Origin of the sequence: Bradyrhizobium japonicum USDA 6, assembly GCF_000284375.1 — a bacterium.
In the GTDB taxonomy this organism is placed as follows: Bacteria; Pseudomonadota; Alphaproteobacteria; order Rhizobiales; family Xanthobacteraceae; genus Bradyrhizobium; species Bradyrhizobium japonicum.
On record NC_017249.1, the window covers coordinates 757,713 to 769,819 of the forward strand.

Below are 12,107 nucleotides of genomic sequence, written 5' to 3' on the forward strand. Positions count from 1 at the left end.
TTCACGTTTCTGATCGGCCGGCCCCTCGGAACCGGTCAGGCCTCGATCCGCGTCCGCCCGTCGCCGCTGAAAAGGTGCAGCTTCGCCCGCACCGCCGCGACCCGGATCCTCGCGCCGATGGCGGGGGCCTCGGTTCCGGGAACGCGGACGATGACCTCGCCGGGCGGCAGCTCGCCCGGGGTGGCGGCAACGCGCTGCTCGTCCTGGGCCCGGGTGCCGTAGACGAAGGTTTCCGCGCCGACGCGCTCGATCGCTTCGACCGTTAGCGGGAGCGCGACGCCGCCGGCCGGGGTCTGGTCGGTGATGACGAAATCTTCCGGGCGGATGCCGAGGATGCCGGCCTCCGTGGCGCTGCCGCCGAGCTGCGATTTGATCTCGTCGGCGCGCGTCGACATCAGGTTCATCGGCGGCGCCCCGATGAAGGAGGCGACGAAGGTCGTCGCCGGCTTCTCGTAGATCGCCAGCGGATTGCCGACCTGCTCGACCTGGCCGCCGTTCATCACCACGAGAATATCGGCGAGCGTCATCGCCTCGAGCTGGTCGTGGGTGACGTAGATCGACGTCGTGTTGAGCCGGCGCTGCAATTTGCGGATCTCGACCCGCATCGCGATGCGCAGCTTCGCGTCGAGGTTCGACAGCGGCTCGTCGAACAGAAACACCTTTGGCTGGCGCACGATGGCGCGGCCCATGGCGACGCGCTGGCGCTGGCCGCCGGAGAGCTGGCGCGGCTTGCGCTCCAGCATCGGCGCGAGCTCGAGCACGCGCGCGGCTTCCTCGACGCGGGTCTTGACCTCGGCTTCCGCCATGCCGCGGTTGCGCAGGCCGTAGGCCATGTTGTTGTAGACGCTCATATGCGGATAGAGCGCGTAGTTCTGGAACACCATCGCGATGTCGCGATCGGCGGGCTCGATCTGGTTGACGACGCGGCCGCCGATGTCGATCTCGCCGCCGGTGACGGTCTCGAGACCTGCGACCATGCGCAGCAGCGTGGACTTGCCGCAGCCGGAGGGGCCGACCAGCACGCAGAACTGACCGTCGGCGACGTCGACATTGACGCCCTTGATGGCCTCGAAGCCGCCCGTATAGGTCTTGCGGACGTTGCGCAGGGTGACGTTAGCCATGAAAACTCACTTTTCGGTCTCGACCAGGCCGCGCACGAACAATTTCTGCATGGCGACGACGACGAACACCGGCGGCAGCATGGCCAGCACGGCAGTCGCCATCACGATCGGCCATTCGGTCAGCGCATCGGTGGTGGTGATCATCTTGCGGATGCCGACCTGGATGGTCTGCATGTCGTCGCGCGTGGTGATCAACAGCGGCCAGAGATATTGATTCCAGCCGAGGATGAAGAGGATCACGAACAGCGCCGCCATGTTGGTGCGCGACAGCGGCAGCAGCGTATCCCAGAAGAAACGCAAGGGGCCGGCGCCGTCGATGCGCGAGGCCTCCAGCAGCTCGTCCGGCACGGTCATGAAGAACTGGCGGAACAGCAGCGTCGCGGTGGCCGACGCGATCAGCGGCAGCGCGAGGCCCGCATAGCTGTCGAGCATGTGCAGATCGGCGACGATCTTGTAGGTCGGGTAGATGCGCACCTCGACCGGCAGCATCAACGTGATGAAGATGATCCAGAAGATCGCCATCCGGAACGGAAAGCGGAAATACACGATCGCATAGGCCGAGATGATCGAGATCGCGATCTTGCCGATCGCGATTGCGAGCGCCATCACCAGCGAGTTCAGCATCATGTTGCCGACGGGCTCGCGGGTGGAGCCGCTCGTGCCGACGAAGATGGTCTGGTAGTAGACCTCGAAGAAGTGCCCGCCCGGCAGCAGCGACATCTGACCGTTGGCGATCAGCGCGTTGTCCTGGGTCGAGGCGACGATCGCGATGTAGACGGGGAACGCGACGATCGCGATCCCGACCCAGAGGATGAAATGGGCGACGTAGCGCCTGATACCCTCGTCCTCGACCATCAGTAGGTCACCTTGCGTTCGACGAAGCGGAACTGGATTCCCGTCAGCACGATGACCATGACCATCAGGATCACCGATTGCGCCGCGGAGCTGCCGAGATTGCCGCCGAGCAGGCCGTCGGAATAGACCTTGTAGACCAGCGTGACCGTCGACGTGCCGGGACCGCCGCGGGTCATGGTGTCGATGATGCCGAAGGTGTCGAAGAAGGCGTAGACGATGTTGACGACCAGCAGGAAGAAGATCGTGGGCGACAGCAGCGGGAAGGTCACGGTCCAGAACCGGCGCATCGGACGGGCGCCGTCGATCGCAGCGGCCTCGAACACGCTTCGGGGGATGGCCTGCAGGCCGGCGAGGAAGAACAGGAAATTATAGGAGATCTGCTTCCACGCCGCGGCGAGGATGATCAGCGCCGCCGCCTGGTTGCCGTCGAGCAGCGGATTCCAGTCGACGCCCACGCCGCGCAGATAGCGCGACAGCACGCCGAGCGAGGGATGCAGCATGAAGATCCAGAGCACGCCGACGACGGGCGGCGCCACCGCATAGGGCCAGATCAGCAGCGTGCGGTAGAGCATCGAGCCGCGCAGCGGCTTGTCGGCCATCACGGCCAGCAGCAGCGCGAACGACAGCGACGACACGGCGATCGCGAACGAGAAGAAGAAGGTCCGGACGACCGCCTCGAAATAGGCGGGGTCCTTGAACAGCTCGATGTAATTGTCGAGCCAGACAAAGGTGCTCGAGAGACCGAAGGCATCCTGGAGCAGGAAGGACTGGATCACCGCCTGCAGGGCAGGCCAGTAGAAGAATATCAGGACGATCGCGAGCTGCGGTGCAACCAGCGCGTAGGGCAATAGCCTTGATTGGAAAATGGCTTGCTTTTGCATGATGCCAGCTGAAGCGGCAGGCCGGCTTACCGGCCTGCCGCTCATCGCCTCACTTGACGGCGGTCTTTTCGAACTGACGCAGCATCGTGTTGCCGCGCTCGACCGCGGCGTCGAGCGCCTGCTTGGCGGTCTTCTTGCCGGCCAGCGCCTGCTCGATCTCTTCCGACCAGACGTCACGGAGCTGAACCATGTTGCCGAGACGCAAGCCGCGCGAATTCTCGGTCGGCTCCTTGTTGGTCAGCTCGAGCAGCGGGGTCTCGAGATAGGGCTGATCCTTGTAGAAACCTTCTTCCTTCGCCTTGGCGTAGGCCGCCTTGGTGATCGGCAGATAGCCCGAGGCCTTGTGGATGTAGACTTGGCGATCGGTGTCCGAGAGGAAGGTCAGGAACTTCGCGACGCCCTTGTATTCCTGGGCCGACTTGCCGCCCATGACCCAGAGCGAGGCGCCGCCGATGATCGAGTTCTGCGGCGCGCCCTTGGCGTCCGGATAATAAGGCATCGGCACGGCGGTGAAGTTGAACTTGGCCTGCGCCTTGACGTTGCCGAAGAACGCCGACGAGGTCAGGTAGATCGGGCATTCACCCGAGGTGAAGCGGCCTTCGCCGGTGTTGGTGCGGCCGGCATAGTCGTAGGTCTTGGTCTTCTGCAGCTCGACCAGGGTTTCGAGATGCTTGACCTGGAGCGGGCCGTTGAACTCCAGCACGGTGTCGAAACCGTCGAGGCCGTTGGCCTTGCTGGCGAGCGGCACGTTGTGCCAGGCGGAGAGCTGCTCAAGATTGACCCAGGTGACCCAGGAGCCGGAGAAGCCGCAGGTGTCATGACCCGCAGCCTTCAGCTTCTTGGCGGCCTCGAACGTTTCGGGCCAGGTCTTGGGGATCTCGACGTTCGCCTTCTTGAGCTCGTCGAGGTTGACCCACATGACGGTCGACGACGAATTGAACGGGAAGGACAGCATCTCGCCCTTCGAGGTCGAGTAGTAGCCGGTGATGGCGGGCAGGTAGATCTTGGGGTCGAACTTCTCGCCGGCCTCGGCCATCAGCTTGTAGACGGGTTTTACGGCGCCGGTCGCGGCCATCATGGTCGCGGTGCCGACTTCGAACACCTGCATGATGTGCGGGGCATTGCCGGCGCGAAACGCCGCGATGCCGGCGTTCATCGTATCGGGATAGTTGCCCTTGTAGGTCGGGATCACCTTGTAGTCGGTCTGCGAGGCGTTGAAGTCGGTGGCGAGCTTGACGATGACGTCGTTGTTGGCGCCGGTCATCGCGTGCCACCACTGGATTTCGGTCACGGCCAAGGCCGGCGATGCGCCCATGCCGATCGTGATCGCAACTGCGGCAGCCGCCCCAAAGTGTCGAAGAGCCATCAAGTAAACCTCCCTTGGCCGTCAAAAAGAAGCGCTTGCGCTAGCAGCGCCATATGACGTTCACATGACTGTGTAAGCGGGAGAAACGAAAGCAGCAAGCGCGGCCAAAAGGGAAGCCGTCAAATAGGCGAATGCCGAGCGCGCAGCCTCCTCCGTTCGCACATGCGTGCCCGCGCCGCAGTGCGGCATCATTGTGTGAGGCTGAAGATCAGGCTGCAGGCTCAAAAACCTCTCCCGCTTGCGGGAGAGGTCGCGCCGGAGGCGCGGGTGAGGGCTCTATCCTCTGGGGGATTGTCCCATTGCGGAGACACCCTCTCCCCAACCCTCTCCCGCAAGCGGGAGAGGGAGCGCACCTGCCCTGGCGCTCGATCGTCGTCGTTGTCTCAGCGCTTGCGCTCGGGGCCGCAGACGGTGCCCTTTTCGACCATCGCGTCGATCTCCGATTTGGAGTAGCCGAACTCGCCCAGCACCTCCTGGGAGTGCTGGCTGAATTTCGGCGGCAGGCGGCGCAGGCTCGGCTTGCTGCGATCCAGCCGGATCGGCGAGGCCACGCCCTTGTACCAGTCCTTCTCGATGACATCGCCGCGGGCGATCGTGTGCGCGTTGGTCAAGGCCTGGTCGATCTTCTGCACGGGACCTGCGGGCAGGCCGGCGGCGAGCAGACGATTGCACAGCGGTTCCGCCTCGTGCTGGCTGAACACGGCGGCCAACTCGGCCCGCAGCGCCTCGCGATTGGCGATGCGGTCCTTGTTGCGGGCAAAGCGCGGATCGGTGCCGAGCTCGGGCTTGCCGATTTCCTTGGCGAGCTTGCGGAAGGTGCCGTCATTGCCGACGCCGATGAAGATGTCGTCGGTCCTGGTCGGGAAGATCGCGTAAGGTACGAGGTTGGGATGTTCGTTGCCGGTGAGCGACGGCGGCTTGCCGTGCATGAAATAATTCGCGGTGTGCGGATGCATGATGGCAAGGCCGGTCTCGTACAGCGTCGTCTCCAGGAACTGGCCCTGGCCCGAGCGCTGCCGCTCCGACAGCGCCATCAGGATGCCGATCGCCGCATAGAGGCCGGTGGTGATGTCGACCAGCGGCACGCCGATCCGCATCGGACCGCTCTCGGGCGAACCGGTCGCCGCGATCATGCCGGTCATGGCCTGGATGATGGCGTCATAGCCGGGATTGCCGCCGCGCGGACCGTCGGCGCCGAAGCCGCAGATCCGGCAATGCACCAGGCGCGGAAATTTCTTGCTGAGCACATCGTTGCCGATGCCCCATTTCTCCAGCGTGCCCGGCTTGAAATTCTCGATCAGGACGTCGGCGGTCTCGAGCATCTTGAGCAGCACGACACGGCCGCCTTCGGAGGCGAGGTCGAGGCCGATCGAGCGCTTGTTGCGGTTGATGCCGATGAAATAGGCCGCGTCTTCCTCGTGGAACGGAGGGCCCCAGTCGCGTACCTCGTCGCCGGCGGGCGGCTCGACCTTGATCACGTCGGCGCCGTGGTCGGCGAGGATCTGGGTGCAGTAGGGACCGCCGAGCACGCGCGTGAGATCGATGACGCGCAGTCCGCTCATTGCGCCCAAAACGGCTTCGGTCATGCCTTCGCTTCCCCTGTGTCGATCATTGATCACAGGCCTAGCGAGGTTTTTTTGCGCCAGCAATGGCTTGGTGCGTAGGGGCGTATGCGGTGCCGCCGTGCCATCCCGGGGCGTGGCAAAACAAAAAATAAAGGGAAGCGGCCGGCCCGAGGGGGATCTCGGGCCAGCCAATCCGCCGTTTGATCAGACGACCGTCAGGCGAACGTCGACATTGCCGCGCGTGGCATTGGAGTAGGGACATACCTGGTGGGCCTTCTCGACCAGCGCCTCGGCTTCCGCGCGGGCAAGGCCCGGCAGCGAGACGGCGAGGTCGATGTCGAGACCGAAGCCGCCGGCCGAGCGCGGGCCGATGCCGACGGTGGAGGTGACCGAGGCGTCAGCCGGAACCTTCGGGCCGCCCTGCGAGGCCACGAACTTCATCGCGCCGATGAAGCAGGCGGCATAGCCGGCCGCAAACAGCTGCTCCGGATTGTTGCCGGCGCCGCCGCCGCCGCCGAGCTCCTTCGGCGTGGTGAGCTTGACGTCGAGCGCGCCGTCGAGGGTCGCCGCATGGCCGTCGCGGCCGCCGGTGGCCTTGGCGCTGGTCTTGTACAGGACGTTCACAGACATTTTCGTCTCCTCAGGTCTTCGGGTTGGGGTGGAACCTACATCGCAAACAATTAGATTGCGTGCAATTGAAATCTGCATGCCTCACATTTAATTGTTCGCAATTGAATGTACGGCCGCCCGGTCCCAGAATGGAGGAAACCGCGTGAGATTCTCGATGCCCCGGAAATTATCGGCGCTGGACCCGCAGCGCCTCGACAACCAGATCTGCTTCGCGGTCTATTCGGCCGCGCATGCCTTCAACCGGGTCTACAAGCCGCTGCTGGACCGGCTCGGCCTGACCTACCCGCAATATCTGGTGATGCTGGTGCTGTGGGAGCGCGACGACGTGCCGGTCAAGGACATCGGCGAAAAGCTGTTCCTGGACTCGGGCACGCTGACGCCGCTGCTCAAGCGCCTCGAGGCCGCGCACCTCGTCAAGCGCACGCGCTCGCGCGAGGACGAACGTCAGGTGCTGATCGCGCTGACCCCGCAGGGCCACGCCTTGAAGGAAAAAGCGCGCGCCGTGCCGCAATCCATCCTGGCGGCGTCGGATTGCTCGGTCTCGGAACTGGTCGCGATGAAGGACGAGATCGTGGCGCTGCGCGATCGGTTGAATGCGGTGATCGGGGAGTAGGGGGCTAGAAGCGCCTTTTGGCGAAGGCGCGGCCGGACGCTGACTTCAGGTACTTCTCGAACGCGACGGCCTGCTTCTCGTTGCTGAACGCAATGTAAGTCTTGAGACGCCAAGGTCCAAATTTCGAGGTGTGAGGCACCTCGCCGGCATTGTGCTTTGTCAGTCGGGCGCGCAGGTCGTCAGTGATCCCGACATAGAAGTGGAGGGAATCGAGGCTCTCGAGAATGTACACGTATTTCACGGCATGCTCCCCAGCTGTCGAGGGAGAGCTTACATCCGCTTTCGATCTGCTGAAGCCCGGCTTCGCCCTTCGGGCTACGCCGCGGCAGCCTTCGCCACGATAGGGCTTGCCGAGCCGAAGCTGGCGAAGCCAGCGAAGGCTGGTGGAGCCAGGCGGGATCGAACCGCCGACCTCTTGCATGCCATGCAAGCGCTCTCCCAGCTGAGCTATGGCCCCTTAGTCTTCCAGTTGGGAGGATCCTAGTGGATCACTCCCGACCGCCGAGCCTGGTGACTCGCGCGGTGCACCCTTTTTCACAGATCAGGGCTGATCTCAAGTCTCTTCATCACCTCCGACATCACCAATGATGTCGGTCACGTCCTCATCGCCCTCTTCTTCGTCGGCGATGAAGGTCGAATCATCGTCATCGTCGTCGTCGATGGTCTCGTCGACCTCGATATCGTCCTCGGATTCGGGCACCACCGCCTTGACCTTGCCGGTGTTCTCCTCGGCATCGGCCTCCTCGAGCGAGACCTCTTCGACCTCTGCCGGCTCCGGCGCGGTGTCGGCGGCCGCTGCGTGGCGGGCTTCGGCGCCGCGGGTTGCGCGAGCCGGCGCCACGGGCGCGATCGGCACGACTTCGCCGGTATAGGGCGAGATCACCGGATTCTTGTTGAGGTCGTAGAATTTCTTGCCCGTGGTCGGGCAAATACGTTTGGTTCCGAGTTCGGACTTGGCCACGGCAGGAATCCTGGGAATGTCTGAAAAGCGGTGTTTCACTTGGCTAGTTGGCGGCCCGCTGTCAATAGCGCATTACGGGGGAAAGACATGCCCGTGACGGCGGGCAGACCTTGTGGTACCTGCCCCGCGAGCCCCGCAGGGATGTTTCGGGCCTATCCAAGGACACAAACTTGACTGATTCCGACAAGCCGACGCCGCTTCAGTCGCGCGCAAGCGGTCCCCTGACCGGGAAAGTACGGGTCCCCGGGGACAAGTCGATCTCCCACCGCGCCCTCATCCTGGGCGCGCTCGCGGTCGGCGAGACCCGGATTTCGGGCCTGCTCGAGGGCGAGGACGTCCTCAACACCGCCAAATCCATGCAGGCGCTGGGCGCCAGGGTGGAGCGCACCGGAGATTTCGCCTGGAAGGTGAACGGCGTCGGCGTCGCCGGCTTTGCCGAGCCCAGGGCAGCGCTCGATTTCGGCAACTCCGGTACCGGCTGTCGGCTCGTCATGGGCGCCGTCGCCGGCTGCCCGATTTCGGCGGTTTTCGACGGCGATGCCTCGCTGCGCAGCCGCCCCATGCGCCGGATCCTCGACCCGCTCGAGAAGATGGGCGCCAAAGTGGTGTCCGGCGGCGAGGGCGGCCGTCTGCCGCTCACCGTCCAGGGCGCGCGCGATCCGCTGCCGATCACCTACAAGACCCCGGTCGCCTCGGCCCAGATCAAATCGGCCGTACTGCTGGCGGGCCTGGCCGCACCCGGCACCACGACGGTGATCGAGACCGAGGCCAGCCGCGACCATACCGAGCTGATGCTGAAGCACTTTGGCGCCGACATCACCTCCGCGCAGGAGGGCCAGCACGGCCGCCGCATCACGCTCGTTGGCCAGCCCGAACTGCATGGCGCCACCGTCGTGGTGCCCGCCGATCCCTCTTCGGCCGCCTTTCCGGTCGTCGCGGCGCTGATCGTCGAAGGCTCGGACGTCGTCCTGTCCGACGTGATGACCAATCCGCTGCGCACCGGCCTGTTCACCACGCTGCGCGAAATGGGCGCCTCGATCGAGGAAAGCGAAGTTCGCGGCGATGCCGGCGAGCCGATGGCGCAGCTGCGGGTGCGCGCGTCGAAACTACGCGGCGTCGAGGTGCCGCCGGAGCGCGCGCCCTCGATGATCGACGAATATCTCGTGCTGGCGGTGGCGGCTTCCTTCGCCGAGGGCACGACCATCATGCGCGGCCTCCAGGAGCTGCGCGTCAAGGAATCCGATCGGCTTGAGGCCACTGCCGACATGCTCCGCGTCAACGGCGTGAAGGTCGAGGTCTCCGGCGACGATCTGATCGTCGAGGGGCGCGGTCACGTTCCGGGCGGCGGCACTGTCGCCACGCACATGGATCATCGCATCGCGATGTCCGCGCTGGTGATGGGCTGCGCCTCCGACCAGCCCGTGACCGTCGACGACACCGCCTTCATCGCCACCAGTTTCCCGGATTTCATTCCGATGATGCGTTCGCTTGGGGCCGAGTTCTCATGATCATCGCCATCGACGGGCCCGCCGCCTCGGGCAAGGGGACGCTCGGCAAGCGCCTCGCCCATCATTACGGCTATCGTCATCTCGATACCGGCGTCATCTACCGCGCGGTGGCCTATGCCTTGATGGAATCCGGTCACGATCTCCGGGACGAGGCGGCTGCGGTGCAGGCTGCGCTGGAACTCGATCCCGAAAGGTTCGGCAATCCCGCCCTGAAGACCCAGGAGGCCGGCGAGGGCGCCTCGATCGTCTCGGCGATCCCCAGGGTTCGCGAGGTCCTGCTCAATTTCCAGCGGCAATTCGCCGCCGATCCGCCCGGCGCCGTGCTCGACGGCCGGGACATTGGAACCGTGATCTGCCCCCATGCCGACGTGAAGATTTTCGTGGTCGCCGATCCCAAGGTCCGCGCCCGCCGCCGGACCATGGAGGCCAAGGCGAGGGGCGAGGAGGCGGACGAGGCGGCGGTGCTCGCCGACATCATCCGGCGTGACGAGCGCGACAAGAACCGGCCGATTGCGCCCTTGAAACCGGCCCCGGATGCTTACTTGCTAGATAACTCCCAACTGGATATAGAAGGCGGCGTCCGGGCCGCCATCGACATTATCGAGGCCGTCCGAGCGGGCCGGTCGCGGGGTTAAGCCGCCGCCGTCATTGGAGGAAGCGCCCGCTCCCGCTCTTTGAGGTCGATAACCCCGGTCCCCTGTTTGGGCCCGGCGCGATCCAGGCTCCGGACCAAGATTTCCACGTATCGAACGCGCGGGCCTCAGCCGGCCCGCTTCCGCTGTTCCGCCTCCATGCCGGAGCAGCGGGCGGTCGCTCGAAGGTCTTGCGGACCTTCCGACACTGCGTGTGCGATACGCCCTTGAACCCAACGGCCGGCACGACATCCGCAACTGGAGAACAAATGGCTTCGACTTCTGCTGATACCTATAGCCCGTCGCGTGACGATTTCGCCGCGATGCTCGACGAGTCCTTCGCGGGTGGCAACCTGCAGGAAAGCTCAGTCGTCAAGGGCAAGGTGGTTGCAATTGAAAAAGACATGGCCGTCATCGACGTCGGCCTGAAGACCGAGGGCCGCGTCGCCCTGCGCGAATTTTCCGGCCCCGGCCGTGACAGCGAGATCAAGGTCGGCGACGAGGTCGAAGTGTTCCTCGATCGCATCGAGAACGCCCTCGGCGAAGCCGTGCTGTCGCGCGACAAGGCGCGCCGCGAGGAGAGCTGGGGCAAGCTCGAGAAGGCCTTCCAGAACAACGAGAAGGTCAACGGCGTCATCTTCAACCAGGTCAAGGGCGGCTTCACCGTCGACCTCGACGGTGCCGTGGCCTTCCTGCCGCGCTCGCAGGTCGACATCCGCCCGATCCGCGACGTTGCGCCGCTGATGAACAACTCGCAGCCGTTCCAGATCCTCAAGATGGATCGCCGCCGCGGCAACATCGTCGTCTCCCGCCGCACGGTGCTGGAAGAGACCCGCGCCGAGCAGCGTCAGGAGCTGGTGCAGAACCTCGAAGAGGGTCAGGTCATCGACGGCGTGGTCAAGAACATCACCGATTACGGTGCGTTCGTTGATCTCGGCGGTATCGACGGTCTGCTGCACGTCACCGACATCGCGTGGCGCCGCGTCAACCATCCGACCGAGGTGCTCTCGATCGGCCAGACCGTGAAGGTCAAGATCATCAAGATCAACCACGAGACGCACCGCATCTCGCTGGGCATGAAGCAGCTGCTGGACGATCCGTGGCAGGGCATCGAAGCCAAGTACCCGCTGGGTGCCCGCTTCACCGGCCGCGTCACCAACATCACCGACTACGGTGCGTTCGTCGAGCTCGAGCCGGGCATCGAAGGCCTGATCCACGTCTCCGAGATGTCGTGGACCAAGAAGAACATGCACCCCGGCAAGATCGTTTCGACCTCGCAGGAAGTCGAAGTGCAGGTGCTGGAAGTCGATTCCGTCAAGCGCCGCATCTCGCTCGGCCTCAAGCAGACCATGCGCAACCCCTGGGAGGTCTTCGTCGAAGGTCACCCGACCGGTTCGGTGGTCGAGGGCGAGGTCAAGAACAAGACCGAGTTCGGTCTGTTCCTGGGCCTCGAGGGCGACGTCGACGGCATGGTCCATCTCTCCGACCTCGACTGGAAGCTTCCGGGCGAGCAGGTGATCGACAACTACAAGAAGGGCGACGTGGTGAAAGCCGTGGTGCTCGATGTGGACGTCGAGAAGGAGCGCATCTCGCTCGGCATCAAGCAGCTCGAAGGCGACCCCTTCGCCGAGCCGGGCGATGTCAAGAAGGGCGCGGTCGTGACCTGCGAAGTGCTCGAAGTGAAGGAAAGCGGCATCGAGGTGAAGATCACCGGTACCGACTTCTCGACCTTCATCAAGCGTTCGGAGCTCGCCCGTGACCGCAACGACCAGCGCGCCGAGCGCTTCGCCGTCGGCGAGAAGGTCGATGCCCGCGTGATCCAGTTCGACAAGAAGGCCCGCAAGGTCCAGGTGTCGATCAAGGCGCTCGAAGTCGCCGAAGAGAAGGAAGCCATCGCGCAGTACGGCTCCTCCGATTCGGGGGCGACGCTCGGTGACATCCTCGGCACCGCGCTCAAGAACCGCGACAAGTAAGC

12 protein-coding genes and 1 tRNA gene are annotated in these 12,107 nt (G+C 64.5%); 4 read left to right on the forward strand and 9 right to left on the reverse strand.

Going from position 1 to position 12,107, the window contains the following annotated elements; translation table 11 throughout:
* Positions 1–35: 35 nt before the first annotated feature.
* The 6 genes from BJ6T_RS03535 to BJ6T_RS03560 all read right to left on the reverse strand — a co-directional run bounded on the left by BJ6T_RS03535 (position 36) and on the right by BJ6T_RS03560 (position 6,418).
* The gene (locus BJ6T_RS03535; RefSeq protein WP_014490909.1) at positions 36–1,121 is read right to left on the reverse strand and encodes a sn-glycerol-3-phosphate import ATP-binding protein UgpC; all 1,086 of its coding nucleotides are present in this window, start codon (positions 1,119–1,121) and stop codon (positions 36–38) included.
* Positions 1,122–1,127: 6 nt separating this feature from the next.
* Complete coding sequence (gene ugpE, locus BJ6T_RS03540) at positions 1,128–1,976, reverse strand: sn-glycerol-3-phosphate ABC transporter permease UgpE (protein WP_014490910.1); 849 nt, start codon at positions 1,974–1,976, stop codon at positions 1,128–1,130.
* Positions 1,976–2,857 carry a sn-glycerol-3-phosphate ABC transporter permease UgpA gene (ugpA, locus tag BJ6T_RS03545; protein WP_028169716.1) on the reverse strand — a complete coding sequence of 294 codons (882 nt, stop codon included), beginning with the start codon at positions 2,855–2,857 and terminating at the stop codon, positions 1,976–1,978. Before ugpA ends, ugpE begins: the two co-directional genes overlap by 1 nt.
* Before the next feature lie 49 nt (positions 2,858–2,906).
* Positions 2,907–4,223: a sn-glycerol-3-phosphate ABC transporter substrate-binding protein UgpB gene (gene ugpB, locus BJ6T_RS03550; RefSeq protein WP_014490912.1), complete on the reverse strand. Its 1,317-nt coding sequence runs from the start codon at positions 4,221–4,223 to the stop codon at positions 2,907–2,909.
* 383 nt (positions 4,224–4,606) lie between these two features.
* Positions 4,607–5,809: a CaiB/BaiF CoA transferase family protein gene (locus tag BJ6T_RS03555; protein ID WP_014490913.1), complete on the reverse strand. Its 1,203-nt coding sequence runs from the start codon at positions 5,807–5,809 to the stop codon at positions 4,607–4,609.
* Between the two features lie 183 nt (positions 5,810–5,992).
* The gene (locus tag BJ6T_RS03560; RefSeq protein WP_014490914.1) at positions 5,993–6,418 is read right to left on the reverse strand and encodes an organic hydroperoxide resistance protein; all 426 of its coding nucleotides are present in this window, start codon (positions 6,416–6,418) and stop codon (positions 5,993–5,995) included.
* Between the two features lie 154 nt (positions 6,419–6,572).
* Here BJ6T_RS03560 and BJ6T_RS03565 point away from each other — a divergent pair, with 154 nt between their 5' ends.
* A complete protein-coding gene (locus BJ6T_RS03565; RefSeq protein ID WP_014490915.1) occupies positions 6,573–7,031 on the forward strand; it encodes a MarR family winged helix-turn-helix transcriptional regulator in 459 nt (152 codons plus the stop codon).
* Positions 7,032–7,035: 4 nt separating this feature from the next.
* Here the strand turns inward: BJ6T_RS03565 and BJ6T_RS46900 are convergent, their stop codons facing one another.
* The 3 genes from BJ6T_RS46900 to BJ6T_RS03580 form a co-directional block, all read right to left on the reverse strand.
* On the reverse strand, positions 7,036–7,272 hold the full coding sequence (locus BJ6T_RS46900) for a GIY-YIG nuclease family protein (protein WP_028169717.1): 237 nt from the start codon (positions 7,270–7,272) through the stop codon (positions 7,036–7,038).
* Between the two features lie 140 nt (positions 7,273–7,412).
* Positions 7,413–7,488: transfer RNA gene (locus tag BJ6T_RS03575), tRNA-Ala, on the reverse strand.
* A 96-nt stretch (positions 7,489–7,584) separates the two neighbouring features.
* Positions 7,585–7,992 (reverse strand): TIGR02300 family protein, encoded by a 408-nt coding sequence (locus BJ6T_RS03580; RefSeq protein ID WP_014490916.1) that lies wholly within the window; start codon positions 7,990–7,992, stop codon positions 7,585–7,587.
* Positions 7,993–8,162: 170 nt separating this feature from the next.
* Between BJ6T_RS03580 and aroA the strand changes: the two genes are divergently transcribed.
* From aroA to rpsA, 3 genes are all read left to right on the forward strand, one after another.
* The gene (gene aroA / locus BJ6T_RS03585; protein ID WP_014490917.1) at positions 8,163–9,500 is read left to right on the forward strand and encodes a 3-phosphoshikimate 1-carboxyvinyltransferase; all 1,338 of its coding nucleotides are present in this window, start codon (positions 8,163–8,165) and stop codon (positions 9,498–9,500) included.
* Positions 9,497–10,135 (forward strand): (d)CMP kinase, encoded by a 639-nt coding sequence (gene cmk / locus BJ6T_RS03590; RefSeq protein ID WP_014490918.1) that lies wholly within the window; start codon positions 9,497–9,499, stop codon positions 10,133–10,135. The genes aroA and cmk overlap by 4 nt, the downstream gene beginning before the upstream one ends.
* A 266-nt stretch (positions 10,136–10,401) precedes the next feature.
* The gene (rpsA, locus tag BJ6T_RS03595; RefSeq protein ID WP_014490919.1) at positions 10,402–12,105 is read left to right on the forward strand and encodes a 30S ribosomal protein S1; all 1,704 of its coding nucleotides are present in this window, start codon (positions 10,402–10,404) and stop codon (positions 12,103–12,105) included.
* Positions 12,106–12,107: the final 2 nt, after the last annotated feature.